At 30.1% G+C, this 26,785-nt stretch carries 30 protein-coding genes; 1 reads left to right on the top strand and 29 read right to left on the bottom strand.

Annotated elements, in window-relative coordinates:
- Positions 1 to 53: 53 nt before the first annotated feature.
- Positions 54 to 1,877 carry a translation elongation factor 4 gene (gene lepA, locus HMPREF2953_RS05535; RefSeq protein ID WP_049336065.1) on the bottom strand — a complete coding sequence of 608 codons (1,824 nt, stop codon included), beginning with the start codon at positions 1,875 to 1,877 and terminating at the stop codon, positions 54 to 56.
- 330 nt (positions 1,878 to 2,207) lie between these two features.
- Between lepA and rpsT the strand changes: the two genes are divergently transcribed.
- Positions 2,208 to 2,459 (top strand): 30S ribosomal protein S20, encoded by a 252-nt coding sequence (gene rpsT, locus HMPREF2953_RS05530; protein ID WP_017176203.1) that lies wholly within the window; start codon positions 2,208 to 2,210, stop codon positions 2,457 to 2,459.
- A gap of 41 nt (positions 2,460 to 2,500) precedes the next feature.
- Here rpsT and holA read toward each other — a convergent pair whose 3' ends face one another.
- From holA to alaS, 28 genes are all read right to left on the bottom strand, one after another.
- Complete coding sequence (gene holA, locus HMPREF2953_RS05525) at positions 2,501 to 3,475, bottom strand: DNA polymerase III subunit delta (protein WP_070672188.1); 975 nt, start codon at positions 3,473 to 3,475, stop codon at positions 2,501 to 2,503.
- A gap of 70 nt (positions 3,476 to 3,545) precedes the next feature.
- Positions 3,546 to 5,393, bottom strand: coding sequence for a DNA internalization-related competence protein ComEC/Rec2 (locus HMPREF2953_RS05520; RefSeq protein ID WP_239666092.1), 1,848 nt, complete (start codon positions 5,391 to 5,393; stop codon positions 3,546 to 3,548).
- Between the two features lie 335 nt (positions 5,394 to 5,728).
- Complete coding sequence (locus HMPREF2953_RS05515) at positions 5,729 to 6,193, bottom strand: ComE operon protein 2 (protein ID WP_002449872.1); 465 nt, start codon at positions 6,191 to 6,193, stop codon at positions 5,729 to 5,731.
- Positions 6,194 to 6,258: 65 nt separating this feature from the next.
- Positions 6,259 to 6,921 (bottom strand): helix-hairpin-helix domain-containing protein, encoded by a 663-nt coding sequence (locus HMPREF2953_RS05510; RefSeq protein WP_002449803.1) that lies wholly within the window; start codon positions 6,919 to 6,921, stop codon positions 6,259 to 6,261.
- Positions 6,922 to 6,973: 52 nt separating this feature from the next.
- Entirely contained in the window at positions 6,974 to 7,705 is a 732-nt protein-coding gene (locus tag HMPREF2953_RS05505) for a class I SAM-dependent DNA methyltransferase (protein WP_049336056.1), read from the bottom strand.
- Position 7,706: 1 nt separating this feature from the next.
- Positions 7,707 to 8,060, bottom strand: a complete 354-nt coding sequence (rsfS, locus tag HMPREF2953_RS05500) for a ribosome silencing factor (protein WP_002449779.1) — start codon at positions 8,058 to 8,060, stop codon at positions 7,707 to 7,709.
- The gene (gene yqeK, locus HMPREF2953_RS05495; RefSeq protein ID WP_002449864.1) at positions 8,061 to 8,645 is read right to left on the bottom strand and encodes a bis(5'-nucleosyl)-tetraphosphatase (symmetrical) YqeK; all 585 of its coding nucleotides are present in this window, start codon (positions 8,643 to 8,645) and stop codon (positions 8,061 to 8,063) included.
- Complete coding sequence (locus HMPREF2953_RS05490; protein ID WP_002449696.1) at positions 8,635 to 9,204, bottom strand: nicotinate-nucleotide adenylyltransferase; 570 nt, start codon at positions 9,202 to 9,204, stop codon at positions 8,635 to 8,637. Before HMPREF2953_RS05490 ends, yqeK begins: the two co-directional genes overlap by 11 nt.
- Before the next feature lie 4 nt (positions 9,205 to 9,208).
- Positions 9,209 to 9,499 carry a ribosome assembly RNA-binding protein YhbY gene (yhbY, locus tag HMPREF2953_RS05485; protein ID WP_070672186.1) on the bottom strand — a complete coding sequence of 97 codons (291 nt, stop codon included), beginning with the start codon at positions 9,497 to 9,499 and terminating at the stop codon, positions 9,209 to 9,211.
- A gap of 6 nt (positions 9,500 to 9,505) precedes the next feature.
- Complete coding sequence (gene aroE / locus HMPREF2953_RS05480; protein ID WP_002488542.1) at positions 9,506 to 10,312, bottom strand: shikimate dehydrogenase; 807 nt, start codon at positions 10,310 to 10,312, stop codon at positions 9,506 to 9,508.
- Between the two features lie 12 nt (positions 10,313 to 10,324).
- A complete protein-coding gene (yqeH, locus tag HMPREF2953_RS05475; RefSeq protein WP_070672184.1) occupies positions 10,325 to 11,425 on the bottom strand; it encodes a ribosome biogenesis GTPase YqeH in 1,101 nt (366 codons plus the stop codon).
- On the bottom strand, positions 11,426 to 11,953 hold the full coding sequence (locus HMPREF2953_RS05470; RefSeq protein ID WP_070672183.1) for a YqeG family HAD IIIA-type phosphatase: 528 nt from the start codon (positions 11,951 to 11,953) through the stop codon (positions 11,426 to 11,428).
- A 27-nt stretch (positions 11,954 to 11,980) separates the two neighbouring features.
- A complete protein-coding gene (locus HMPREF2953_RS05465) occupies positions 11,981 to 12,667 on the bottom strand; it encodes a 5'-methylthioadenosine/adenosylhomocysteine nucleosidase (RefSeq protein WP_070672181.1) in 687 nt (228 codons plus the stop codon).
- A 178-nt stretch (positions 12,668 to 12,845) separates the two neighbouring features.
- On the bottom strand, positions 12,846 to 14,084 hold the full coding sequence (locus tag HMPREF2953_RS05460) for an NRAMP family divalent metal transporter (RefSeq protein ID WP_049336045.1): 1,239 nt from the start codon (positions 14,082 to 14,084) through the stop codon (positions 12,846 to 12,848).
- Between the two features lie 12 nt (positions 14,085 to 14,096).
- A complete protein-coding gene (gene pxpA / locus HMPREF2953_RS05455) occupies positions 14,097 to 14,849 on the bottom strand; it encodes a 5-oxoprolinase subunit PxpA (RefSeq protein ID WP_049336609.1) in 753 nt (250 codons plus the stop codon).
- On the bottom strand, positions 14,849 to 16,210 hold the full coding sequence (locus tag HMPREF2953_RS05450; protein WP_070672180.1) for an acetyl-CoA carboxylase biotin carboxylase subunit: 1,362 nt from the start codon (positions 16,208 to 16,210) through the stop codon (positions 14,849 to 14,851). Before HMPREF2953_RS05450 ends, pxpA begins: the two co-directional genes overlap by 1 nt.
- Positions 16,211 to 16,223: 13 nt before the next feature.
- Entirely contained in the window at positions 16,224 to 16,664 is a 441-nt protein-coding gene (locus tag HMPREF2953_RS05445) for an acetyl-CoA carboxylase biotin carboxyl carrier protein (protein WP_049336042.1), read from the bottom strand.
- A 2-nt stretch (positions 16,665 to 16,666) separates the two neighbouring features.
- The gene (locus HMPREF2953_RS05440; protein ID WP_049336040.1) at positions 16,667 to 17,671 is read right to left on the bottom strand and encodes a 5-oxoprolinase subunit C family protein; all 1,005 of its coding nucleotides are present in this window, start codon (positions 17,669 to 17,671) and stop codon (positions 16,667 to 16,669) included.
- Complete coding sequence (pxpB, locus tag HMPREF2953_RS05435; RefSeq protein WP_017176186.1) at positions 17,661 to 18,389, bottom strand: 5-oxoprolinase subunit PxpB; 729 nt, start codon at positions 18,387 to 18,389, stop codon at positions 17,661 to 17,663. Before pxpB ends, HMPREF2953_RS05440 begins: the two co-directional genes overlap by 11 nt.
- Positions 18,390 to 18,725: 336 nt before the next feature.
- Positions 18,726 to 19,202: a transcription elongation factor GreA gene (gene greA, locus HMPREF2953_RS05430; RefSeq protein ID WP_002448959.1), complete on the bottom strand. Its 477-nt coding sequence runs from the start codon at positions 19,200 to 19,202 to the stop codon at positions 18,726 to 18,728.
- A 56-nt stretch (positions 19,203 to 19,258) separates the two neighbouring features.
- Entirely contained in the window at positions 19,259 to 19,882 is a 624-nt protein-coding gene (gene udk, locus HMPREF2953_RS05425; RefSeq protein ID WP_002448951.1) for a uridine kinase, read from the bottom strand.
- Positions 19,882 to 21,150, bottom strand: coding sequence for a peptidase U32 family protein (locus tag HMPREF2953_RS05420; RefSeq protein ID WP_070672178.1), 1,269 nt, complete (start codon positions 21,148 to 21,150; stop codon positions 19,882 to 19,884). Before HMPREF2953_RS05420 ends, udk begins: the two co-directional genes overlap by 1 nt.
- A gap of 13 nt (positions 21,151 to 21,163) precedes the next feature.
- Positions 21,164 to 22,087, bottom strand: a complete 924-nt coding sequence (locus HMPREF2953_RS05415) for a peptidase U32 family protein (protein ID WP_070672177.1) — start codon at positions 22,085 to 22,087, stop codon at positions 21,164 to 21,166.
- Positions 22,088 to 22,089: 2 nt separating this feature from the next.
- Positions 22,090 to 22,725, bottom strand: coding sequence for an O-methyltransferase (locus HMPREF2953_RS05410; RefSeq protein WP_070672175.1), 636 nt, complete (start codon positions 22,723 to 22,725; stop codon positions 22,090 to 22,092).
- 261 nt (positions 22,726 to 22,986) lie between these two features.
- Positions 22,987 to 23,295: a DUF1292 domain-containing protein gene (locus tag HMPREF2953_RS05405; protein ID WP_002448965.1), complete on the bottom strand. Its 309-nt coding sequence runs from the start codon at positions 23,293 to 23,295 to the stop codon at positions 22,987 to 22,989.
- Positions 23,296 to 23,309: 14 nt separating this feature from the next.
- Positions 23,310 to 23,738, bottom strand: a complete 429-nt coding sequence (gene ruvX, locus HMPREF2953_RS05400; protein WP_002455257.1) for a Holliday junction resolvase RuvX — start codon at positions 23,736 to 23,738, stop codon at positions 23,310 to 23,312.
- Positions 23,739 to 23,999, bottom strand: coding sequence for an IreB family regulatory phosphoprotein (locus tag HMPREF2953_RS05395; RefSeq protein ID WP_002448947.1), 261 nt, complete (start codon positions 23,997 to 23,999; stop codon positions 23,739 to 23,741).
- Positions 24,000 to 24,063: 64 nt separating this feature from the next.
- Entirely contained in the window at positions 24,064 to 26,694 is a 2,631-nt protein-coding gene (gene alaS, locus HMPREF2953_RS05390; RefSeq protein WP_049336030.1) for an alanine--tRNA ligase, read from the bottom strand.
- Positions 26,695 to 26,785 lie beyond the last annotated feature (91 nt).

Here is a 26,785-nt window from a genome sequence, read left to right as displayed (position 1 = left end):
ACACAAACGAGGTTGGAACACATGATTGTAGGTTCCAGCCTCGCATTAATAATTTATTCATCATCCATTTTAAGAACAGCTAAGAAAGCATCTTGTGGTATTTCTACGTTACCGACAGCTTTCATTTTTGCTTTACCAGCTTTTTGTTTTTCAAGTAATTTACGTTTACGGCTGATATCTCCACCATAACACTTAGATAACACATTTTTACCCATAGATTTAATATTAGTTCGGGCTACGATTTTTTGACCTATTGCAGCTTGAACCGGAACTTCGAATTGTTGTCTAGGAATAAGTGTTTTTAACTTTTCAACAAGAGCTTTACCTCGTTCATACGCAAAATCTCTGTGAACGATAAAACTAAGTGCATCTACTTTATCACCATTTAATAAAATATCCATTTTAACTAAATTACTTTCTTTATTTTCGATAAATTCATAATCAAATGAAGCATAGCCTTTCGTATTAGATTTTAATTGGTCAAAGAAATCAAATACAACTTCTGACAATGGAATTTCATAAACGATATTTACACGGATATCATCTAAGTAATCCATGTTTATAAATTGGCCACGTTTACGTTGACACAGTTCCATAACTGCTCCTACATAGTCATTTGGAACCATCATTGTTGCTTTTACATATGGTTCATAAATCGCTTTAATTCTATCACGTTCAGGCATTTGAGATGGATTATCAACTGTAACTTCTGAACCATCATTCATTTCGCATTTATATATAACTGAAGGTGCAGTGGCAATTAATTCTATTCCAAACTCTCGTTCAATTCTCTCTTGAATAATTTCCATATGTAGCATACCTAAGAATCCTGTTCTAAATCCAAATCCCAACGCTTGTGATGATTCTGGTTCAAATTCTAATGATGCATCATTTAATTGAAGTTTTTCAAGAGCTTCTCTTAAATCGTTATAATCTTTATTATCAATTGGGAACAATCCACAATAAACCATTGGATTCATCTTTTTATACCCTTTTAACGGAGCATCTGCTGGTCTATCTACATGAGTGATAGTATCCCCAACACGTGAATCGTCGACATTTTTAATACTTGCAATAATATATCCAACATCGCCTACTGTAAGTTCTTCAATTGGTAGTTGTTTAGGAGTATTAATCCCAACCTCAGTAACTTCAAACTCTTTTCCTGTTGCCATCATTTTGATACGATCTCCAGCTTTTACAACGCCTTCCATTACGCGAATAGAAGAAATAACACCTCGATAAGGATCGTACTCTGAATCAAAAATAAGAGCTTTAAGCGGTGCACTAGGATCTCCTTCTGGTGGAGGAACAACTTCAACAATTTTTTCTAAGATTTCATCAATACCAATATTTGATTTAGCACTTGCTAACACAACTTCATCTTTATCTAAACCAATAACGTCTTCTAATTCTTGTTTTACTCTTTCTGGTTCAGCTGCGGGTAGATCTATTTTATTTACTACCGGTAAGAGTTCTAAATCATTATCTAGTGCTAAGTAAACATTAGCAAGAGTTTGAGCCTCGATGCCTTGTGCAGCATCAACTACTAAAATAGCGCCTTCACATGCAGCTAATGAACGAGAAACTTCATATGAGAAATCGACGTGCCCTGGAGTATCGATTAAATGAAACGTATAAGTCTGTCCATCTTTAGATTCATATTTTAATCTAACAGCATTTAATTTAATTGTAATACCGCGCTCTCTTTCAAGATCCATTGAATCAAGCAATTGATTTTGCATTTCTCTAGTTTCTACAGATTTAGTATTTTCTAATATTCTATCTGCTAACGTTGATTTACCATGATCAATATGAGCAATTATAGAAAAGTTTCTTATATTGTCTCTTCGGTTATAGCGTTCTTGCATATCCATAACTTATCATTCTCGCTTTCGTAAATTTACCCGTATGTGTATACATCTTTGACATAATATCGTTTTTAATCATTATTTGCAAATTTAAGAGAAAAGAATCATCATGTGAAGATTCTTTATTTACTTTTAATTTTAAGATTTTTCTTAAACTACATAACAATTATAAAGTGTTGTATAAAGGTTTCCAATAGTTAATATCGTTCTTTTTGTAAATAAATAGGTTTAATGTTAATAAATGATTGCACAAATATTCATGTTTTGATAAAATATTTCTTGTTGTAATCAAAATAAAATTTGATATGCTTAGATCACTTTTAGGAGGTGACAGTAATGCCAAATATTAAATCTGCTATTAAACGTGTAAGAACAACTGAAACTGCTGAAGCACGTAATATTTCACAAAAAAACGCTATGCGTACTGCAGTGAAAAATGCTAAATCAGCAATTGAAAATAATGCTGATAATAAAGCTGAATTAGTTAACTTCGCAATTAAATCAGTTGATAAAGCTGCACACAGTAACTTAATTCATTCAAATAAAGCTGACCGCATTAAATCTCAATTAATGTCTTCAAGCAAATAATCATTTAAAAAGTTCAAGCGATTAGCTTGAACTTTTTTTATTTATAAAGAAAGAATAAATAATTCTAAAATCAGTTGTTTATCCATATATGAGGATTTTAACTTATAATCAGTTTCTGCACATTGATCAATAATATTTAGCAAATGAGTTAATTGATAATGTTTTACTTGATTTAAAGCCAATTTAACTCGATATGGGTGCACATTAATTGTTTTAGCAATTTGTTGTCCGCTATATCCTTTTCGACTTAAAATTTTACATTGATAATATAATCGATAATTACTTGTTATTAATGCTAATAGTTTAATAGGTTCTTCCTTCATTACTATTAAATCTTTAATAAGTTGAATGGCTTTATATTTTTCTCCTTTTTGTATATATTCAGTTAAAAGAAAAACATTTTGTTCTAAACTTCTATTAATAATCTCTTCAACATCTTTTTTATTTATAGTTGGTCGCTCTCCTAAGAATAAAATGATTTTTTCTAATTCTTGCGAAACTATATTAAAGTTAATACCAGTTAATTCTATAAATAAATCTAATGCATCCTGTTTAATATCTTTAAAATTTTCATGAAGTTTATTTTTTATCCATTTTTTAATCTCTTGTTCAGACATCTGTTCAACTTTAGTTAGCTTGCTTGTCTTTTTTAAAGTTTTAGTAATTTTCTTTCTTTCATCTAATTTATTTTGATACACTTCAAAAATGATAAAATTTTCTCCATCATATTTTTCTAAAAATTCGTTCACTTGTTCGTTGTTTGGTTGGATATCTTTTGAAACTTTCTCACCTGTAAAGATAAAAGCATTTTTAACAACGATAGCTTTTTTCTCTGAAATAAAAGGCATCGTTAATGCTTCTTCTATAATCTGATTAAAACTTGTATCATAAAGATTATATTTAACATAGTTAAAATCGTCTTTTTTTTCATTTAAGTAACTTTCTACGATTTCATTACTTTTTTTCTCCACTAGTTCTGGCACTTCTCCGTATATAGCCATTATATTATTAGCCATGTAAACTTGCACCCTTTCAAAATTCTACCATTAAGTTATTATAGCATTGTGTAATTATTATTCTCTATCATTAACTTTTATTAAAGGATGATATAAGTTGATTATCGAGATTTAAAGTAATTTCTCCATCAGTCTGAGTATTGTAGATATGAGAATTAATTTTCTCTAATTTATCTATCGTTTCATTATTAGGCAAATGAAAAGTATTATTTTTTCCACTTGAAATAATACTTATTTTAGGTTGTATGATTTCTAAAAAATGTTTTGAACTACTTGTTTTACTGCCATGGTGTCCAACTTTTAGAACATCAATTAACGGTAAATGATATTTCTTTAATAATAAATTTTCATTTTCTTCAATTGCGTCGCCCATCAATAATAATTTGTAATTTTTGTACTCTATTAATGAGATTATACTATGTGCATTTTTGTCTTCATTGGAATCAATAAAAGCATTTAAAAATGATATTTTAGCTTCTTTCAACTGAATATTATTAGTCTCTGAAACATCAATAACTTTTATATGATATATACTACAAGTTGTATGTATAGTTTTAATTTGTTCTATAGAATAACTTTTTATATATAAATATAAATTTTTAATTCTTATATTTTGTGCTAAATAAGGAAATTCGCCGATATGATCATTATGTGGATGGGTAAGAATTAAGTGATCAATTTTTGATATTCCTCTAGATTTTAAAGTAGGAATAATATGATATTTCGCAATATTATGATTATCTTTAATCTTCGTTTGAACTACTTTACCACCAGTATCTACCATCACAGTTTCATTATTTTTTGTTTGAAAAAGAAAACTATCACCTTGGCCAACGTTTAAAGCAGTAAACGTCGTCGCTAATGGTTGATTAGTTAATCTTAAAAATATTATAAATAAGATAATTATAATTAAGAATACTCTATAATTTTTATAACATATAAATGTAGTTAGTAGAGTTAATAAAATGAAACAGTATAGTAGACTTAAATTTGATTGATCAGCGATATTTATTTGGTAATTTCTAAATAAAATGAACGGTTGCATTATTCTATCGTGCAGTTCAAATAATTGATTTGCAACCATATTTATATATCGCAAGTCACTAAAGAAATGATAGAAAATAAATAAAACAATAGAAAGTGGAAAAATAATGAAAGAATATAATGGGACAAATATTACATTAGAAATAAAACCAATCCATTGAAACTGATTAAAATGGTAAATACTAATAATCATGGATGAAAATTGAGCGATAATTGTTATATAAATATAATTCTTTAAAATTGATTGATTATTAAATAGTGGCTTAGAAAGTAGTATAAAAAAAGAAATGATGAAAGAAAATTGAAATCCAATATCATAAGCAAAATTCATATTCCAAATTGTCATCAATAAAAAGACTAAAGATAATACACTTATAGACGAAATTTTAAAAGCCTTAGGGATAATAAAAAAAGTAATAGCGGTTAAAACTGCTCTTAAAGCACTCGGTGCAAAATTTGTATAAAAAATAAATAGTATTAGTATTATAATAATAAAAACTCGTATAAATAATTTTGGAATATTAAACCTGACCAGACTATATTGAATGATAAAAATAATGGTAGCAACATGTGATCCACTGACAGCAAGTAAATGATAAATACCTATAGCTTTAACTTTATCTAAGTAATCTGTATCAATTGCACCAGTATCCCCAGTAATTAAAGCTAATACTCTCTCTGGATATTTTAACGAAGAATGATATAACTTGTTTTGAATATAATTTAGGTGTTTATCTATAAAACTTATATGATTAACCTTAGTACAATATTTATTATCTATTTGATTGATATAAACATAGACTTCATTTTGAATACTATTTGTGATATTTCCATTAATTTTACATTCTCGATTTTTTAAATCTTTAGCTCTCAATTGTGGACTTTTAAAAGTAAAGTGATAAAGATTATGTTTATATCGAAATTGTCCTTTAATAATTTGATTGAATTGTTTTATATCATTTTGAAACGTTACTTTTGAATGTATATTACTGTGGACTTTTAAATTTTGGAGTATTAAATGATTTGTTTTTAAAGTATGGTGTACTTGAAATAAAGCTAGAAAGAAAAAGGATAGAATTAATAAACAGTGGTATAAAGGAATACTCTTTCGATACACAATAATTAATATAATAGTAAATATTAAAATTGAAAATAATTTAAGATGAACCCATAATATACCACTTAAAAAAGAAAGTGCATATAAAACAACTAGCATTCTTTAGTTAAAAATTCAGCTATTTTATTAGCAGAAAATGGTATTTTTTCATACTCAATACCTGCTTGATTTAATAATTTAATAGCATATTTGTGATTATGATAATCTTTTGCATAGTATATTTTTTTAATACCTGCTTGAATAATAGACTTAGTACAGTTTAAACAAGGAAAATGTGTGACATATATCGTTGCATTATCTGACGATACACCTTGTTTTGCGCATTGTAATAATGCATTCATTTCTGCGTGGATGGTTCTAATACAATGATCATCTTCTATTAAACATCCTACATCAATACAGTGAACTTCTCCTGCTACTGAGCCATTATAACCTCCTGCAATTATTCTATTGTCCTTTACAATTGTTGCGCCCACTGATAATCTTTGACATGTAGAACGTAATGCAAGCAAATGACTTTGTGCCATAAAATATTCATCCCATTTTATTCTATCCATAAAGTTCAACTCCTTAAAAAATATATATCTATTATAATTTATATTAAAATTTCTTCCAATTTAATTTATGTAGTAAAGTAATCTTTAAGTTTCTCAAAAGTTTTCCCTCCAATTCCTCTTACTTGTTTTAAGTCTTCAACATTATTAAACTGTCCCTTTTCCTCTCTGTATTTAATAATCTCTTTCACTTTAGTTGGCCCTATACCTGGAACATTAAGCAATTCTCTTTCATTTGCTGTGTTAAGATTGACTTTAATACTTTCAGAAGTATTTAAATTACTTTGATTAGTGGGTGTAGCATTTATTTTCGTTTCATTTTTATTAGGTATATAAATCATTTTTTGATCAGTAAGTTTTTCAGATAAATTGATTTTTGTAATATCAGCGTTTTCAGAAACTTTAGCTTTTTTTAATACATCTTTAACTCTATCGTTCTTTTTCATTTCATAAACATCTGGTAATTTAACAGCCCCTTTGACATCTACATAAATAGTTGAATTTTCTTTAGAAGAAGTGGATAAATTATTATCATTTTTATTTTTATTATATTTTTCATTATTATTAAATTGGCTATTATTAGCATTAGATGTTGTCATATGTTCTGAAGTCTCATTATTTTTCATAAGCATGAGAATCACTATAAAAAGTAACACTACTGCAATTAAAATGATGATATGAGTCTTCCACTTAGTTAATAATTGAATTATTTCATTTCTATACTTAAACAAAAACTCATCTCCTTATATGTATAAACGTATAAGGAGATGAGTTTACTTTATTTTATTTATAAGCAACAAAAAACAATCTGTCACCTTTTTCATTATGATTATTGATGTCAAAGTCTACAAAAGTTTCAATACGATTAAATCCAGTTTGTTTTAACAATCGAATATAGAAATCTTTTTCAAATGTTCTTTGATAGTGTGATTCATTAAAACGGTGATAATTACCATTATGCTGTTTTAAAAAGAAACTCATATCATGATAAACACTATAAGGTTCTTCACCCTTTATAGCTTCCCACGCTAAAAATATATCATCATTATCATCAATATAACATTGATTATTAAATGCTGTGTTCATTTTATATATCGTATGAATATCGAATATAAACATTCCTAAATGAGATAAATGATTAAATACACAATTAAACGTATTTACGATATCATCAATATCAGGTAAATAATTCAGGGAATCACAAAATATTGTTACAACATCATATGTTGTATTTAATGAAAAATCGGTCATGTCACCTTCTAACCAAGTAACTTGATTAGATTTATTTGCAGCAATAGATAACATGTCTGTACTTAAATCCATGCCTGTAACCGTTCCAATAGAAGGAAGTAATTGCGTTAAACTTCCAGTGCCACAACCAATATCAAGAATATTTATTGAATCATTAGAAGACATTGTTCTTGTATAATATTTTACAATATTAAACCATTCTTCATAAGGTTGATCTTGAGTAAGCTGATCATAAACTTTACTCATTTCAGTGTATTGCATCATTTTAATATGCTACCTGATTATATGATTCTATTGGAGCATCTTGATAAAGTTTCTCTATATTATAGTAATTACGTTCATCTTTATGGAAAATATGAACTACTACGTCTGCTAAATCAATTAAGACCCATCTTGCACTTTGATAACCTTCCATACGCTTTACTTCAATATTATTTTCATGCACTTTTTCTTTTACTGCTCTAGCAATTGATTGAACTTGACGTTCATTATTACCATGACACACTACAAAATAATCAGTCATATCACTAATACCTTGCATATTAAGAGAAACAATATCTTCTGCTTTTTTATCTTCTGTCGCTGTGACAGCAATATTTAATAATTCTTCTGAATTCATTTAATCATCCTTTATCTTTTGATCACTATAATTATAATAATTTAAACATTCAATCGTAGAACCATAAACAGTAATATCTTTACTAATTAAAAATAACACTGTTCGCTTTGATATTTCATAAATTGTTTTATCTAAGCTACCTTGATTGTATGCCATATCTCTAATTTCTTCAACTCCTGGAGTTTTTCTACCAGGTTCTATATAGTCAGCAATAAATACCAATTTTTCAGTTTTTGTCATTTCTTTACGACCAGTAGTGTGATATTTAATGGCTAATAATATTTCTTCATCTTCGATGCCATAATCAGCCTTCATTAATGCTGCACATACAGGTCCATGAAGAATTTCACTTCCATAACTTAACAAATTGCTATCTAAATCATGTTGGCGAACGACTTGATACATTTTTCCTAAATCATCATATTTACAATAATCATGTAAAATACCTGCTAACTCTGCTTTACTTTTATCTCCATCATAGATTTCAGCAAGCTTAACTGCTGTGTCAGCTACTCTAAGAGAATGTTTAAAACGCTTTTCGGGCAATTTATTTTCGATAAGTTTTTTTGCTTCTTTAGTGTTCATAGAATCCTTCCTCTCTAATATATTTACTAACATTTCGAGGGACTAAAATATCAATTGTTTTTTTATCTTTTACACGTTGTCTAATCATTGATGAACTAATATCCATTCTTGGAATAGATATGGAAATCATATTTTCATCAACCTTTTGAATATTTTTTTCTCTATTTACTACTATAAAGATAATCATTTGCTTTAATTCATCTATTTTATACCATTTATCAAGTTGATCATATTGGTCTGATCCTATTACAAAATAAAACTTATCGTAAGGATTTTGGTCAATTAAAGCTTTTAATGTATCATACGTATAACTTTGACCTTTTCTTTCTAATTCTGCATAACAAATATTTCCGAAACCTAACTGCTCAATTACCATATTAATCATTTTGATGCGATAATGAGCATCTAAGTAATCGTTATGTTCTTTAAGTGGAGCCATATAACTTGGTAAAAAATAGAAAACATCCGGTTTAATTTTATGAAATACTTCATTAGCTACTAACATATGTGCAGTATGAATAGGATTAAATTGTCCGCCGTATAAAACAATTTTTTTCATAAAATTATGGTAATGAAATTTCCTTATTTTCTTGAGATTCTCTATAAATGACTATCATTGATCCAATGACTTGGACCAATTCACTATTAGTAGCTTGACTTAGCGTTTGGGCTAAATCGTTTTTATCATCAAAATTATTTTGAAGTATATGAATTTTAATTAATTCTCTATTTTCAAGTGTTTCATCTATTTGACTAATCATATTATCATTAATTCCAGCTTTACCTATTTGAAAAATTGGATCAATGTTATGCGCCAAACTTCTTAAATATCTTTTTTGTTTACCTGTTAGCATAGCATATTATTCTCCTTTTAATTGATTTAAAACTGCTAATTTCATTTCTTTAATTTCAGCATCTTTGCCAGTCCATATTTTAAAGCTCTCAGCACCTTGATATACAAACATATCTAGACCATTATAAATAGGGTTACCCTTCTCTTCAGCTTGTTGTAAAAATGATGTTTTATAGGGAATATAAATGATATCACTTACCAATGTATTCGGTGATAATTGATCGAGACGAATTACACTCTCTTTATTATTATCTAATCCTGCTGATGTTGTATTAATAATAATATCAAACTCATCAAGATATTGTTCAGCTTGTTGTAGGGTAATCGCATTAATATCTAATTTCCAATTATCAAAGCGACTCATTGTTCTATTCGCTATAGTTAATTTAGGTTGTACACATTGTGAAAGTGCAGTTGCAATACCTTTGCTTGCACCCCCAGCTCCAAGAATTAAAATGTATGCATTTGATAAGTCAGGATATACTTGTTTTAATCCTTTTACGTATCCAAGACCATCAGTATTATAACCAATCCATTTATTCCCTTCTATTTTCACAGTATTCACTGCACCTACAGCTTTAGCTTGTTCATCAATATCATCTAAGAATGGAATAATGCGTTCTTTATGAGGAATAGTAATATTAAATCCACTTAAATTTTTTTCAGTTATTATTTCTTTAATATTATCGAAATCTTGAACCGGTATATGCAATGCTTCATAGGTATCATTTAAACCTAAAACTTTAAAATTAGTATTATGCATCACTGGTGATAATGAATGTGAAATCGGATCTCCTATCACTGCAAATTTCATTATGAATCCTCCCTACATAATAGATTGTCTTAAAACAACATCAACACTTTTAGGAACACGAACAATCACTTTTGCACCTGCTTCGAGTGTAATAAAGCCCAATCCAGAAATCATAATGTCACGTTTTTCTTTCCCTGTTTCCAGACGCACAGCTTTCATATCACTTATATTAAATTTTTCGGGGTTACTAGGTGGACTTAATAAATGCCCTATTTGATTTCGCCATAAATCATTTGCCTTTTCAGTTTTAGTTCTATGAATATTTAAATCATTAGAAAAATAACATACAAGTGGTCGTTTCCCACCAGAAACATAATCTATCCTAGCTAATCCACCGAAGAATAAAGTTTGTCCCTCATTTAATTGAAATACACGTTGTTTAATTTCATTCTTAGGAATAATCACTTTCAATTCTTTTTCAGTAACATAATGGGTCATTTGATGCGCTTGTATAATGCCAGGTGTGTCATACATAAATGTTTTTTCATCTAAAGGAATATCTATCATATCTAATGTTGTACCTGGAAATCTTGATGTTGTAACGACATCTTTTTCACCTACACTTTGCTCAATTAATTTATTGATTAAAGTTGATTTACCAACATTTGTAGTACCAACGATATAAACATCTTGATGATTTCTAAAACGGTTGATTGATTCTAAAAGTGCATCAATACCCCATCCTTTATGAGCTGATATTAATACCACCTCTTCAGCTTCTAATCCATACTTTCTAGCTGTTCTTTTTAACCATTCTTTTACACGACGTTGATTAATTTGTCTTGGTAAAAGATCTAATTTATTCGCCGCCAAAATGATTTTCTTATTTCCTACAATTCGTTTTAAAGCATTAATAAACGATCCTTCAAAGTCAAAAACATCAATTACGTTAACGATAATCCCTTGTCTATCGGATAATCCATTTAATAAATTTAAAAAATCTTCACTATCCATTCCTACATCTTGTATTTCATTATAATTTTTTAATCTAAAACAACGTTGGCATATAACATCATCTCTAAATAAATTATGTTCTGGCACATACCCAGGTGCGTTTTTATCTTCAGATTGTAAAGGAGCGCCACAACCGATACATTTTAAAGTTTCATCCAATCAATTTTCCTCCCATGTAATATAGCCTTTTCTTTTAAAATAGTTTAATAATCGACGTTCGATTATTCTATTTAGTCTAGTTAAAAATCCATCTGTCTTTTTGACAGGAACTACCATGATAGTATATAGACCGTTATTATTGCCACCAAGTACGTCTGTAAGCATTTGGTCACCTATAACGACTGTTTCTTCTGGTTTAATATTCATGTGTTGTATAGCTTTTTTAAAAGCTCTTCCCATAGGTTTTCTAGCTTTAAAGATAAAATCAACGTCTAAGTCTTTCGAAAAACCGGAAACACGTTTTTCACTATTATTTGATACAATTGTAATCGTTAATCCTAAATCATTTGCCTTTTTAAACCATTCTTGTATTTCTTTCGTTGGTGTTTTAACGTCCCAACCTACTAATGTATTATCTAAATCTGTAATAATACCTTTAAAACCAGAATATGCTAACTTTTCAATATCAATTTGAAATACAGATTGTACATAATCACTAGGCATAAAATATTTTTTAATTAATCCCATTCATTTCACCTTTAAATTATTTATTGTTTATATTTCTTTAACCAACTGTTCAACAATGTTACTTGATGATTGAGCTGCTTTACCAAGAAACTCTTCAAACGACATTTCTGCTTTCCCATTTGCTAAATCAGAAACAGCACGAGTGACGATAAAAGGTAAATTAAATTGATAACAAGTTTGAGCAATAGCCGTTGCTTCCATTTCAACTGCCATAGCTTCTGAAAACTGACGTTTAATTTTTAATCGCTGTTCGCTACTACCAATAAAGCTATCGCCACTTACAATTTGACCAATTTTAGCGGTTAAATTTTGCTGTTTTACAACTTTTTCAGTTAATTGGAGTAATTGTTGGTTAGCTTCAAATTGAGCTGGCATTTGAGGTATTTGACCGATGTCGTATCCAAAAGCAGTTGCATCTGCATCATGGTACATCACATGATTACTAATTAAAATGTCTCCAACTGATAAACTGTCATCTAAAGCACCAGCAGAACCTGTATTTATAATCAATGTTGGTTTAAATTTTTCAATTAACAATGTTGTGGATATTGTAGCATTTACTTTTCCAATTCCACTTTGTGTTAAAACAACATCTTTATCATTTAGTTGACCACGATAAAATTTTACATGTGCTACTTCAATCTCATTTAAATTCACTAATTTATGTTTTAAAATCGCTACTTCTTCTTCCATAGCTCCAATAATTCCAATCATATTTACACCTCAACTTTAATCTTAGCACATGTTATTCTAACATAATTTCTAGTTCATCACGACTAACTTTTTCTATGAAAAAATAATCTTGAAAATGATTTAATAAAAAAACTGTCGATACAGTTAAACACTGTCGACAGTTAAATTTTAAAATCTTAAATTATATATATATTTATGATTAACCTTTCCATAAAGTAGCTAAATCTTGTAGAGACAATATACCTGTTATAATTGTAACAATAACTGCTATAATGCCAAATACTAGCATCCATGTTGGATGTTTATAATCTCCAACAATTGATTTTTTTCTACTCGCTATCAATATTGCACCCAAAGTAATCGGTAAAATCCATCCATTTATTGCTCCAGCAATAATCAATAAACTAATTGGTTTTCCAATTAATAAGAAAATTATTGTTGAAATCACGATGAAGACAATGACAATCAAATTATTTTTATTAAATAATGATTTGTGTAATGTTTTTAAGAAAGTTGCACTTGTATATGCTGAACCAATCACTGATGACATTGCGGCTGCGAAAATAACAACTCCAAAAATATTTTTTCCTATTGGTCCAATAGCATGTTCAAATACTGAGGCTGGCGGATTATCTGCATTTAAAGTGACACCTGTCACTACAACTCCAAGTACTGCTAAAAATAATAATGTTCTCATAATACCTGTAGTTAAGATACCTGCAATAGCTGAACGATTCACAAATGGTAAAAACTCTTTACCTTTCATTCCAGAATCAAGTATTCTATGTGCGCCAGCAAATGTGATGTATCCACCTACTGTTCCTCCAACTAAAGTAATAATTGGTAAAATTAATTTAATAGGATGTTCTGGTGCAACTGTATGAACAAGTGCATCACCATAGGGAGGGTTAGATACAACCATGACATAAGCGACTACTAATATCATTATTACTCCTAAAATCATTGAAACAATATCCATAATTTTTTGACCACTTTTACTTACAAATATTAAAATTGCAAAAATGGCTGTAATAGCTGCTCCCCATTTAACATCAAGTCCAAATATTGCATTCAATCCTAAACCAGCACCAGCTATGTTTCCGATATTAAAAGCAAGTCCTCCAAAAGCAATCAATATTGAAATTAAAGTTCCTAATCCAGGTAACACTTTATTTGATACTTCTTGACCACGTAAACCTGTTATAACTAATACGCGCCAAATATTAATTTGAGCTCCAATATCAATTAATATAGATATTAAGATTGCAAAAGCGAAACTTGCATAAAATTCTGCTGTAAACACAGCAGTTTGAGTTAGAAATGCAGGACCGATCGCAGATGTAGCCATTAAAAATACAGATCCATAAAGTAAGCGTCTATGACTTTTTGTAAATTTAAAATTGTCTTTATCTTGTGTTTGATTTAAATTTTCTTTCATTAGAAAACCCCCTTATAAGGATTGAATATCAATGCCTTCTTTCGTTAATTTTTTTCTTATTTGTTCAACAAATTCTAGTGCATGTTTACCATCACCGTGAACACATATTGTATCTGTTTCCAAATCAATTTCTTTCCCATTGCGACTTATCACTTTGTTTTCAGTTACCATTTTCAAAACTTGTTTTAGTGCTTCATCAGTATCAGTAATGACTGCGTCTGGTTCTTTACGACTAACTAATTGTCCATTATCTTCGTAACGTCTATCAGCAAACACTTCAGAAGCTGTTTTCAATCCAATTGCTTTAGCTTCAGATATTAATAATGAATTAGATAAACCTACAAGCACTATAGCAGAATCAAAATCGTATACTGCTTTTGCAATTGCTTTTGCAATTTCTTTATTTTTAGCACCCATGTTATACAGCGCACCGTGTGGTTTAACATGATTTATTCGTGTTTGATGTACTTTACAAAATCCTTCTAAAGCACCTAACTGATAAACTATTAAGTTATATACTTCGGTTGGACTAATATCCATCTTTCGACGACCAAACCCTTTTAAATCTGGAAGTCCGGGATGAGCGCCAATACTTACATGATTTTTTTTAGCTAATTTTACTGTTTGATTCATTACATTTTCATCACCCGCATGAAAACCACAGGCTATATTAGCAGATGTAATTAAAGGAATGATATCTTTATCACCTCCAAATGAATAATTACCAAATGCTTCACCTAGATCACAGTTCAAATCAACTTTCATCATAATTTCACTCCTTTAACTATGTGATGTTTTTCAAGGAATTTAATATCAACTTCTTCTGCATTTCCTTTTGCGTATGGTGGGTAACTTAATACTGCATATAGAAAATCAGCCGTAGTAGTGAAACCATCAATTACCATTTCATCAAGTGCCACTTTTAATTTATTAATCGCAGAAGTTCTATTAGAGTCTTTTACGATAACTTTTGCAACTAGTGAATCATAGTAAGGAGATACTTGATAACCAGCATATAATAACGAATCTACTCTAATATTAAAGCCTTGAGGTAAGTGTAGACGTTTAACTTTACCTGGAGTAGGTTGGAATTTCTTTTCTGGATTTTCAGCGTTGATACGTGCCTCTATTACATGACCATTGAATACAATATCTTCTTGACTAAACGGTAATTTATTATGTAATAACAAATATAATTGTGCTTGTAATAAATCTCTATCTGCACGCATTTCAGTAACAGTATGTTCTACTTGTATTCTTGCGTTCATTTCAATAAAGTAATGTGCATCTTCAGTAACTAAAAATTCAATAGTACCAGCACTACGATAATTAGAGGCTTTTGCAACTTTGACAGCATCATTACATATTTTTTCACGTCGTTCTTCAGATAATGCTGCACATGGTGCTTCTTCTATTAATTTTTGATTTTTTCTTTGGACTGAACAATCTCGTTCACCTAAATGAACATAATTTTCTTTTCCGTCACCAATCACTTGAACCTCTACGTGTTTTGCAACAGGAATAAATGCTTCTATATACACTCGATCATCATTAAAATATTTTTGACCTTCACTTTTAGCTTCTTTTAATGATTTTTCAAGTTGATTTTCTTCCTTAACAATTCGAATACCTTTACCGCCGCCACCACTTGCGGCTTTTAATACTAAAGGATACCCTATGTCTTTTGCTAATTCTTTAATTTCTTCTAAAGAGTTTACTGCATCTGTTGAGCCTGGAATAACTGGTACTCCTGCTGAATGAACAGTTTGACGAGCAGTTATTTTATCACCCATCATTTCCATTGTTTTTTTGTTAGGGCCAATAAAATGAATATCGTTTTCTTCAACTTTTTGGGCAAATGTTGTACTCTCCGATAGAAATCCGTATCCAGGATGAATAGCATTAGAACCTGTGATTTCAGCTGCACCAATAATACGTTCTATATTTAAATAACTATCTAAAGGATTTGCTTCTCCAATGCAAACTGCTTGATCAGCTAAACTTACATGAAGACTTTTTTCATCACCTTTAGCGTATACTGCGACAGTTTCTATTCCCATTTCTCGACACGCTCGAATGATACGTACCGCAATTTCTCCTCTATTTGCTACTAAACAACGATACATATTTCTGCCCCCTTTATTTTACTTTAACTAGAACTTGATCGTATTCAACGTTTGTACCATGTTCAACCACAATGTCAGTAATCTCACCATCTATATCACTAGTCACTTCATTCATTACTTTCATTGCTTCAACATATCCGATAACATCACCAGATTTAATGTTGTCACCTACTTGAATTATAGGATCCGTTAATTCCTTGCTATCTTGTAAGAAGAATGTTCCTACCATAGGAGAAGTAATTGTTTTTGCTGAATCATTTGAAGGGTTATTTTCTGAAATACTTTTGTCTTGAGAATTCCCTTCAGATTGTATTACTGGAGTACTATTATTTTGATTGTTACTTTGTTCAGTAAAATCTAATTCGATTTCGTTTTTATTATCTTTATATTTAAATTTTTTTACATCATTTGATTTTACAAGTTTAATGACTTCTTCTATTTTTTTTATATCCATAACTATCTCTCCTCTGTAATGATTTTAGTCAATTTCTTTGCTGTCGGTCTCATTTCACCCATATTAAAGGTTGGTGACGTGTTAATTTCCGCATTTAAATGATTAAAGTGATTTAGATATTGTTCCTGAACCTTTGTAGCCTCTTCAATCGTTGACCACTTAAATCGAATTAAATCTCCCGGCTTAAATTGAGCAATTTTATTTAAATCTAGTTGAGTGACTGTAGCGATTTTCGTATAGCCACCTATAGTTTGTTTATCATTTAATAAGATAATAGGATTACCATCATTTGGGACTTGAATACTTCCTAAAGCAACAGGTTCTGAAATAATATCTGCTCCAGTTTTAGGAGGGATATGCTCACCATTAAGACGATACCCCATTCTATCAGATTTTTCAGAAACTTTATATTCCATATTAACGAGCTTATTTATACTTTCCTTTGAGAATGCTTCAATTTGTGGACCGGTAATAATATGTATTATATTATCTTCGGGAATAGCATTATAAACTGTTGTTTTACCCAAATTTTGTTTGAAAGATGGATTTTCTTTTAAGAATATCAAATCTCCTTTTGATAATGGTCTCCCTTTGTAACCACCAATTTTACTTCTAGTATGTGTCGAATAACTTTCTGCTATTGGTTGAATATCTAAAGGATGGCCAAAGAAAATATAACCACGGGCGCCTGCAGTCACTGCTCCAACTTTCAAAATATCGCCTTTGCATGCATAAATTACAGTATTAATATCAACTGTCTCTTCATTTAATTTTGCGTTTACATGTGCTCCTGTCAAAATAAATGTATTATCTTTATTAAATTGAAGTGTTGGACCGATAATAGTATATTCAAGGCTGGGTCCATTATTACCAATTAAAGTCTTACCAATTAAATAACTATATAAATCCATAGCACCAGCACTTGAAAAACCTAGGTGTTGAAAACCAAATCTTCCTTCATCTTGAACAGTTGTAAACATACCAGGTTGAATAATACTAATCGACATGATTTAACACCCACTTTTCTTTATTAAATCGATTTTCTGCTATTTCACTTTGGATGTCGTTAAATGTATTTTCATCAATAGAATAAAACTTAATATAATCACCCGCTTGATATAAAGACATTTCATCGTCGTTGATATCAAATACTTTTAATGGTGTTCTTCCAATAATTTGCCAACCACCTGGTGAATCAGAAGGATATAAACCCGTTTGATTATTTGCTATTCCTACTGAACCTGCGTCAATTTTGACTCTAGGTTCATCTCGACGTGGAGTATGTAAACGAGAATCCAATCCACCTAAAAATGGAAAACCAGGCATAAAACCTAACATGTAAACGAGATATTCATTTTGAGTATGGATTTGAATGACTTCATCAGTAGTTAGTTTGTTATGTTTAGCTACATATGGTAAATCAGGTCCGACTTCTGAATTATATAATACTGGAATATGTATGATCGTTTTATCTGAAATATCTTTAGCATGTTCACCATTTAACTGTTTTAAATCTAATATATCTATTAATTGCTTAAAATTAAGCTTTATATTATCAAAATTTATCATAATTGCTCTATATGACGGTATCACATCTTTGATACCATCTATTCTTTTAGCGTGTATATGTTTAGTAACGGATTCAACATCTCTGTAATTACTTTCAGATATTTCTTCTTTAAAATAAAGCGCAATTGATTGTTCATTAATAATCTTTATTTCCAAAGATGATGGTCCTCCTTCGATTATAAATAACGTATTTCATTTTATATATTAGTAATATAAAATATCCACGTATTCATAGTAGTTTAATATGTCTTTCAAATAGACAATAATAAAAGAAGGTAAGTAATGCATTAATGTAATCGCTTACTCCCTTTCAGTACAAGATAACTATATAATTTATCTACATTGTTATTTAAGCATATATTTATATTTTTGTCATGTAAAAGTTCTAAAAATTAAATGAATGTACTTGCTTATATCTAATTTATAGTTAAATAATTATAAATATTTAACTATAAAAAAATCCAAAAATCAAAATGATTTTTGGATTTTTTGTTACTTAATATCAACGATTTTAACTTTCATTTCTCCACCATTTGGAAGTGGAACACGAACTTCATCATTTAAATTTTTACCAATAAGTGCTTTTGCCATTGGAGATTCATTTGAAATTTTTCCTTTAAACGCATCTGCTTCTGCAGATCCAACAATTTGATAGCTTTCTTCTTCATCACCAGGTAATTCGACAAACGTAACAGTTTTACCAATTTGAATAACATTATTATCACCGTTGTCTTCAATAATCAAAGCATATCTAAGCATGTGTTCAATACGTTGAATATCTTGCTCAATAAAACCTTGTTCATCTTTAGCAGCATCGTATTCTGAGTTCTCAGATAAGTCACCAAAAGATCTAGCAACTTTGATTTTTTCTACTACTTCAGGACGTTTAACTGTTTTAAGTTCTTCTAATTCTTGTTCTAATTTTTCATAACCTTCCTGTGTCATTGGATATTGTTTTTGATTTTCCATAAGTTCATCTTCCTTTTCAACAAGTTAATTTAATTTTGAAAAATACATATTATTCGTTAATGCTTCCCAACAAGCGTTTGTATTTTTGTTGTCATTATATCAATTGCCACCTTATTACTTCCACCTTCTGGAATAATAATATCAGCATATTTTTTTGTTGGTTCTATAAATTGATTATGCATAGGTCTGACAACATTTAAATATTGGTTAATAACTGATTCCATTGAGCGCCCTCGCTCTTTTGTGTCACGTACAAGTCTTCTTAAAATACGTAAATCTGCATCAGTATCAACGTATATTTTAACATCCATCATATCACGTAATGTTTTATTTTCCAAAGCAAATATACCCTCTACGATAATAACATCTTTAGGTTCAAATGCAATTGTTTCATCACTTCTAGTATGATTTTTATAATCATATGTTGGAACTTCAACCGATTGACCGTTACGCAAATCTTTTAAATTACTAATAAGTAAATCATTATCAAATGCAAAAGGGTGGTCATAATTAGTTTCAAGTCGTTCTTCAAATGTTAAGTGTGATTGATCTTTATAATAATAATCTTGAGCAAGTAAAGCAACACTATGGCCTTCTAAGTTTTTCATTATTTCATTTGTGACAGTTGTTTTTCCTGATCCTGAACCGCCAGCGATTCCGATGATTGTTGTCTGTGTCATTAGCCAATTTCCTTTCTCATCATATTATTAGGATAAATAGGATGATTCACTTTAATTTGAACAATTTGAAGAGGATGACGTGCTGCATCAAGGTGATTTCCTTCTTCATCATAAATGACATCAATAACCTGTTTAAATGATTCAATTTCAGGTCCAAAAAATTCAATCTCTTGACCAGGTTTAAAGTGATTTCTTTGTTGTATTGTAGCAATATGAGTTGCTTCGTCATAATCTAAAACTAATCCACAAAAATCATATGGTGACTTTTTACTTTGTTGAACACCAAACATTTGCTCTTCATATCCAGGCGTTCCTTCAAAGAAAGCAGGTGCTGTATCTCGATTAGCACATTTGTCTAATTCAATTAACCACTCTGGTTTAATTTTAAAATTATCCGGATCTTCTGCATATGCATCAATAACCTTACGATAAACTGATACTACTGTAGCAATATAATGAATAGATTTCATTCGCCCTTCAATTTTTAAAGAATCTATACCAATATCCATCATTTGAGGAATGGATTCAATTAATTTTAAATCTTTTGGGCTCATAGCAAAAGGCAAAACTTCGCCATCTTGATAAAATAAATCTAATTCTCCCTCTTCATCAACAGCTAGTAAATCATAATCCCAACGACAACTTTGACAACAACCGCCTCTGTTAGAGTCTCGTGCTGTCATGTGATTACTTAAAGTACATCTACCTGAATAAGCAATGCACATCGCACCGTGAATAAAGGCTTCTATTTCGATATCAACATTGTCTTTCATTTCTTTCATTTCCATAGCGCCTGTTTCACGAGCTAATACTACTCGATCAAGTCCTTCTTCTTTCCAGTATTCCACAGCTTTGTAATTAGAAAGAGATTGTTGTGTTGAGAGATGAATTTCTAATTTAGGAGCTACTTTCTTACATGTTTCAATAATAAGTGGATCTGCTACAATAATTCCTGTTGCACCTGTAGCTTCTAATTGACGTAAATAATCTTCTAAACCTTCTATATTTTCATCATGAGCGATTATATTAGTCGTAACATAAATTTTTGCACCATAACGGTTTGCAAATTCAACGCCTTCTTTAATTTCTTCCATAGTAAAGTTATCAGCGTTAGAACGTAACCCGTATTCTTGTCCACCTAAAAATACAGCATCAGCACCATAGTGAACCGCAATCTTTAACTTCTCTAGGTTTCCAGCAGGCGCTAATAATTCAGGTTTTTTTATTTTTCTTTTAGCATTTACTTCAATTTCATTTAACGTCTTCATACTGGCGCCTCCCTTAATATACTGTTTGTTTATATAAGAACCCTTCATCAAATGGACGATGTTCAGGTTGAATTTCTTCTATTGGATCAATTAACATAAATTTTTCATCTTCATAAGTTTCTGGATCTTCATGATATAAGTCAATGGCTTCTCTATATTGTGCTGTAACAGTATTAATGTATGATTCACTATGTAAGATACCATCAATTTTAAATGAATCGATATTTGCTTCAAAGAATGGCTCTAATTCTTCAATTAAACAGATATCATTAGGAGACATAATATGAGTACCATTGTAATCTTCAAAAACAGGATATTTATTTTCTCTTTCTTCATCGTATAATAATAAATCTTGCTCATTCTCACTACGTTGGATTTTCATTTGTCTATCTTGAAAAGTGTAATAATTACCCAATAACATACGTTTAGATTGGAACATACAAGTCATACCGTGAACCTGAACTTCAATTTCAACCTTTGCATGTTTTTTAATATTTAAAATTTCATCTAGGTTTAATTCACGTGCTAATACAGCTCTTTTAGCGCCTTTTTCACCCCAGTAATTACATTGGAAATAATTCGTAACAATTGTTTCTGCATCCCAATTTAATGGTATCGGATTATCTTGTTTTTTAACATACATCACGACAGCAGGATCACCAAAAATAATTCTATCCACTCTTATTTCATGTAAAAATTCAATATAGTTTTCTAAAGCATTTAAATGATAATTATGAAAAATACCATTAACTGCCACATATACTTTTTTATCATGTTCGTGTGCTAAATTAACTGCTTTTCGAACATCTTCACGATTAAATTCTCCGGGTAATCGCAATCCAAATTTTTGCTCTCCAATCACAAATGCATCAGCACCGAGTTCTATCAATGTTTTCATATGATTTAAAGATTTTGGAGTGACAAGTAATTCAGTCATATTCATTCTCCTTTAATAGATATGGCTAAACCATCATCCATATTTAAAAAATTTGTTTTATAGTTCTTTTGTTTCATAAGCCAAGTATTATATTTTTGTACCTTTTTTACCATTTGCTTAACATTTCTTGATCGTACGATATCTATATCAGATACAAATCCATGATACAAAACGTTATCAGTAATAACTAAGCCACCATTTTTCAATAACGGTGTATAATATTCAAAAAATTTTTGAGATTGCGCTTTAGCTGCATCGATAAATATCATATCATATAAATGATTGCTCACTTTATCGTACTGTGATAGCGCATCGCCCTCTATAAGACGAATTTGATTTTCGTATTCAAATTTTTTAAAATTAAATTTTGCTTGTTTTATCATATTCTCATTACGTTCAATAGTAGTAATAGAAATATCTGGTGAAACAGAAGCAAATTGCATCGAACTATATCCAATAGCAGTTCCAATTTCCAAAATATTTTTCGATTGATGAATTCTAATTAATTGTTTTATCATGTCTAAAGTTAATTTATCCACTATTGGAACAGCGTGTTCTTCTGCATAAAATCTTAGTTCTTCAATATTATTATTTAACTGTTCATGAAGATTTAATAAATAGGATTGATTTGATTCCACTTCTATAACTTCCCTTTTAATATCAATAGGCATAAAAATAAAATCAGTCAACTAATATTACATTATTTAAAATAAAATAATAAACCTACTTTATGTTTTAATGTATAAATATAGTAACTGACTGTATATTTAAAAATTTATGCTTACAGTAATTTAACTTTAAATATTTTATCATAATTCTAAATTAAATTTAAGTCTGAAATATTAAAAATCTCTAACCAAAGTGAATTGATTAGAGATTTATTATTAACAAAAGACTGTTTATTCTTCCATATTTGTATTTACAACTTCTTCAATCATATCCCATTCTTCATCTGTTTCAATAGGAACAAGTTTACCACCATCACCAGATTCATCTGGTTCATTAATCATTGGAATGAGCTCAATCATGTCATCATCATCAGATTGAGCACCTTCTTCAGCTAAAATAACATACTCTTTTTTAAATTCTGGATGATAAAATTCAAGCATTTTTCGATATAAAACTTCATTTCCATTTTCATCGAATAACGTTAATAATTCTTCTTCATTACTAATATTTAATTCTGTATTGTGATTATGTTCAGTCATAATGAAATTCTCCTTTATTGAATTGAATCTAAATAGCCTTGCAGTATAAAAACTGCTGCCATTTTATCAATTACTTTTTTTCTTTTTTGTCTTGAGACATCAGCTTCTAATAATGATCGCTCAGCAGCCATGGTACTTAAACGTTCATCCCACATAATAATTTCAATATTTGGTAAAGCTTCTTGAAGCAATTCTTTGTATTTAAGGGAGGCTTCTCCACGAAAACCGATAGAATTATTCATGTTTTTCGGTAAGCCTATGACTACTGAACCAACATTATTGTCTTTTATGATTGAAACCAGTCTATCAATACCAAATTCTTCATTTTCTTCATTTATTCTTAGAGTGTCTAGTCCTTGAGCAGTCCAGCCCATCAAATCACTAATTGCGATACCTACAGTTCTACTACCTACATCTAATCCTAAAATTTTATGACGTAACATTTATTTATTATTCTCTTTTAAGTAGTTTGAAACGAGTTCTTCCATAATTACATCTCTATCAATGTGTCGTATTTGATTACGTGCATCATTTTGACGAGGAATGTATGCAGGATCTCCTGAAAGTAAATAGCCGACAATTTGATTTACAGCATTGTAGCCTCGTTCTTCTAGAGTTTGATGTACATTTTTTAAAACTGTTTGGACATTTTCTTTTGGAATTTCATCATAATCGAATTTCATAGTTTTATCAATATTTTCCATAGATGCGACACTCCTCTGACATGTATTAACTTACATATTAATTTTACACCAGTTGATTAAAAAGTTATAGGTTTTTAATATAATCTTTAATAAAGCGTAATGATTCTGAGATGTTTTCAGGTTGTGTGCCGCCACCTTGTGCCATATCTGGACGACCGCCACCTTTTCCTCCTACAATTGGAGCCATGTTTTTAATGATATCCCCGGCTTTAATCTGACTTGTAAACTCTTTAGGTACAGCGGCAATTAACGAAACTTTTTCACCAACATGACCTGCTAAAATAATAATTGTATCTTGTTGTTTTGATTTAAAATCATCCATTGTTTGACGGATTTCTTTTGGATTAGATACTTCTACCTCTGTAGCTAATACTTTAAATCCATTAATCATTTCTACTTGATCCTCTATATTACCCATTTTAAGTGAAGTAATTTCCTTATTACGTTGCTCTAATTGCTTATTCAATTGTTTTTCATTTTCTTGAATTTGAACAACTTTATCATAAACTTGTTTATCTGATTTTACTTTAAGTTGTTCTTTGACAGAATTAAATTTATTTTGAATATCTTCAAAATATAAAAATGCAGCTTTACCGGTAAGTGCCTCAATACGTCTAACACCTGCACCTGTACCTGATTCGCTTACAATTTTAAACAACCCTATTTCAGCCGTATTATCTACATGAATACCACCACATAATTCAATTGAAAATGGAGCCATATTGACTACTCTTACAATATCACCGTATTTTTCACCAAACAGAGCCATAGCACCCATTTCTTTAGCTTCTTGAATAGGCATTTCTTGAATATGAACTGAAATTCCTCTCCAAATTTCCTCATTTACTCTTCTTTCAACTTGATCAATCTCTTCTTTTGTCATTGGACCAAAGTGAGAAAAGTCAAATCTTAATCGTTCACTTTCAACAAGTGAACCCGCTTGATTAACATGTTCACCTAAAATCTCTTTTAATGCAGCATGTAGTAAGTGAGTGGCACTATGATTTTTTTGTATATCTTTACGTTCTTCTTTATTTACAGTTGCATCTACATGACTATTTACACTTACTTGTCCAAATTGAACTATACCTTGGTGTAAATTTTGTCCGTTTGGTGCCTTTGTAACTTCGTGAACGGCTATTTCGAACTGATCATTTCCTACTGTTCCTTTATCTGCAACTTGTCCACCACTTACTGCATAAAATGGTGTTTCTTTTAAGATAAAGTAAACTGTTTCTCCAGCTTCAGCAGATGTAACAGTTTTACCGTTATAAATTAAATCTGTTAAAATTGTTTGATATTCTGTTGTTTCATAACCAACAAATTGACTTTCAGTATTAATATTTTTTAAAACATCACTTTGAACTTGCATAGATTGTGAACTTTGTCTAGCTTCTCTCGCTCTAGTACGTTGCTGTTCCATTTCAACTTCAAATGTTGCCATGTCGACTGTAATACCTTCTTGACTTGCTAGTTCTTCAGTTAACTCAATTGGGAATCCATACGTATCATATAATTTAAACGCATCAGAACCATTAATCTGATGTGTAGATTCTTTTGCTTGCGTAATGAGTTGATTTAATATAGATACGCCCTCTTGAAGTGTTTCATGGAAACGTTCTTCTTCAGATTTAATAACACGTTTAATAAAATCTGATTTTTCTTTTACATTTGGATAATATGGCTCCATAATGTCAGCAACGATATCAACCAATTTATACATAAATGGCTCATTAATGCCAAGGGTTTGACTAAAACGTACAGCACGACGTAAGAGACGACGTAAAACATAACCACGCCCTTCATTTGCAGGTAAAGCGCCGTCAGAGATTGCGAATGAGATTGTTCTGATATGGTCAGCGATGACTTTAAATGCTACATCTTGTTCGTTATTTTCAAGATATTTTTTTCCTGATATATGCTCTACTTCTTCAATAATTGGCATAAATAAATCTGTTTCATAATTGGTACGAACATTTTGGGAAATAGACGTCATGCGTTCTAATCCCATGCCGGTATCAATATTTTTGTTTGGAAGTGGTGTATAAGTATGATCCTTATTATGGTTATATTCACTAAACACTAAGTTCCATACTTCTAAATATCTCTCATTTTCACCGCCAGGATACATTTCTTCTGCTGGATCATTTTGACCATATGCTTCACCACGATCATAGAAAATTTCGGTGTTAGGTCCTGATGGTCCTTCTCCAATATCCCAGAAATTCCCCTCAATTCTAATAATACGACTTTCTTCTAAGCCAATATCTTCATGCCATAAACGATAGGCTTCAACATCTTCTGGATGAATTGTTACATATAGCTTTTCTGGTTCCATTCCCATCCATTTGTCACTAGTTAAAAATTCCCAAGCAAATTCAATTGCTTCTTTTTTAAAATAGTCACCAATTGAGAAATTTCCAAGCATTTCAAAGAAAGTATGATGACGCGCAGTAAAACCTACGTTTTCAATATCATTTGTTCTAATTGCTTTTTGAGAATTAACTATTCTAGGCTTTTTAGGTGTTTCTCGTCCATCAAAGTATTTTTTTAAAGTTGCAACACCAGAGTTTATCCAAAGTAACGAATCATCGTCAATAGGCACAAGTGGTGCAGATGGTTCTACCATATGACCTTTTTCAACAAAGAAATCAATATATTTTTGACGTATATCACTTGCTTTAAGTTTTTTCATTTTTTCACTCCTAATATAATTAATACATTTATAAATAAAAAAACGTTCATCCAACAAAGGGACGAACGTTTTCGCGGTACCACCCTAGTTA

Source organism: Staphylococcus sp. HMSC072E01, assembly GCF_001814125.1.
GTDB lineage: Bacteria > Bacillota > Bacilli > Staphylococcales > Staphylococcaceae > Staphylococcus > Staphylococcus hominis.
Note: the sequence above shows the minus strand (reverse complement) of the source record. Positions and strands in the feature narration are given on the sequence as shown.

Bases quoted from the DNA above. Each gene is read 5' to 3' on its own strand.
- lepA (WP_049336065.1), bottom strand. From the start codon at position 1,877: ATGGATATGCAAGAACGCTATAACCGAAGAGACAATATAAGAAACTTT.
- rpsT (WP_017176203.1), top strand. From the start codon at position 2,208: ATGCCAAATATTAAATCTGCTATTAAACGTGTAAGAACAACTGAAACT.
- holA (WP_070672188.1), bottom strand. From the start codon at position 3,475: ATGGCTAATAATATAATGGCTATATACGGAGAAGTGCCAGAACTAGTG.
- HMPREF2953_RS05515 (WP_002449872.1), bottom strand. From the start codon at position 6,193: ATGGATAGAATAAAATGGGATGAATATTTTATGGCACAAAGTCATTTG.
- HMPREF2953_RS05505 (WP_049336056.1), bottom strand. From the start codon at position 7,705: ATGATGCAATACACTGAAATGAGTAAAGTTTATGATCAGCTTACTCAA.
- rsfS (WP_002449779.1), bottom strand. From the start codon at position 8,060: ATGAATTCAGAAGAATTATTAAATATTGCTGTCACAGCGACAGAAGAT.
- yqeK (WP_002449864.1), bottom strand. From the start codon at position 8,645: ATGAACACTAAAGAAGCAAAAAAACTTATCGAAAATAAATTGCCCGAA.
- HMPREF2953_RS05490 (WP_002449696.1), bottom strand. From the start codon at position 9,204: ATGAAAAAAATTGTTTTATACGGCGGACAATTTAATCCTATTCATACT.
- yhbY (WP_070672186.1), bottom strand. From the start codon at position 9,499: ATGCTAACAGGTAAACAAAAAAGATATTTAAGAAGTTTGGCGCATAAC.
- aroE (WP_002488542.1), bottom strand. From the start codon at position 10,312: ATGAAATTTGCAGTGATAGGAGATCCGATTTCACATTCATTATCACCA.
- HMPREF2953_RS05470 (WP_070672183.1), bottom strand. From the start codon at position 11,953: ATGGGATTAATTAAAAAATATTTTATGCCTAGTGATTATGTACAATCT.
- HMPREF2953_RS05465 (WP_070672181.1), bottom strand. From the start codon at position 12,667: ATGATTGGAATTATTGGAGCTATGGAAGAAGAAGTAGCGATTTTAAAA.
- HMPREF2953_RS05460 (WP_049336045.1), bottom strand. From the start codon at position 14,084: ATGAAAGAAAATTTAAATCAAACACAAGATAAAGACAATTTTAAATTT.
- pxpA (WP_049336609.1), bottom strand. From the start codon at position 14,849: ATGAAAGTTGATTTGAACTGTGATCTAGGTGAAGCATTTGGTAATTAT.
- HMPREF2953_RS05450 (WP_070672180.1), bottom strand. From the start codon at position 16,210: ATGTATCGTTGTTTAGTAGCAAATAGAGGAGAAATTGCGGTACGTATC.
- HMPREF2953_RS05445 (WP_049336042.1), bottom strand. From the start codon at position 16,664: ATGGATATAAAAAAAATAGAAGAAGTCATTAAACTTGTAAAATCAAAT.
- HMPREF2953_RS05440 (WP_049336040.1), bottom strand. From the start codon at position 17,671: ATGTCGATTAGTATTATTCAACCTGGTATGTTTACAACTGTTCAAGAT.
- greA (WP_002448959.1), bottom strand. From the start codon at position 19,202: ATGGAAAATCAAAAACAATATCCAATGACACAGGAAGGTTATGAAAAA.
- udk (WP_002448951.1), bottom strand. From the start codon at position 19,882: ATGACACAGACAACAATCATCGGAATCGCTGGCGGTTCAGGATCAGGA.
- HMPREF2953_RS05420 (WP_070672178.1), bottom strand. From the start codon at position 21,150: ATGAAGACGTTAAATGAAATTGAAGTAAATGCTAAAAGAAAAATAAAA.
- HMPREF2953_RS05415 (WP_070672177.1), bottom strand. From the start codon at position 22,087: ATGACTGAATTACTTGTCACTCCAAAATCTTTAAATCATATGAAAACA.
- HMPREF2953_RS05405 (WP_002448965.1), bottom strand. From the start codon at position 23,295: ATGACTGAACATAATCACAATACAGAATTAAATATTAGTAATGAAGAA.
- ruvX (WP_002455257.1), bottom strand. From the start codon at position 23,738: ATGTTACGTCATAAAATTTTAGGATTAGATGTAGGTAGTAGAACTGTA.
- HMPREF2953_RS05395 (WP_002448947.1), bottom strand. From the start codon at position 23,999: ATGGAAAATATTGATAAAACTATGAAATTCGATTATGATGAAATTCCA.
- alaS (WP_049336030.1), bottom strand. From the start codon at position 26,694: ATGAAAAAACTTAAAGCAAGTGATATACGTCAAAAATATATTGATTTC.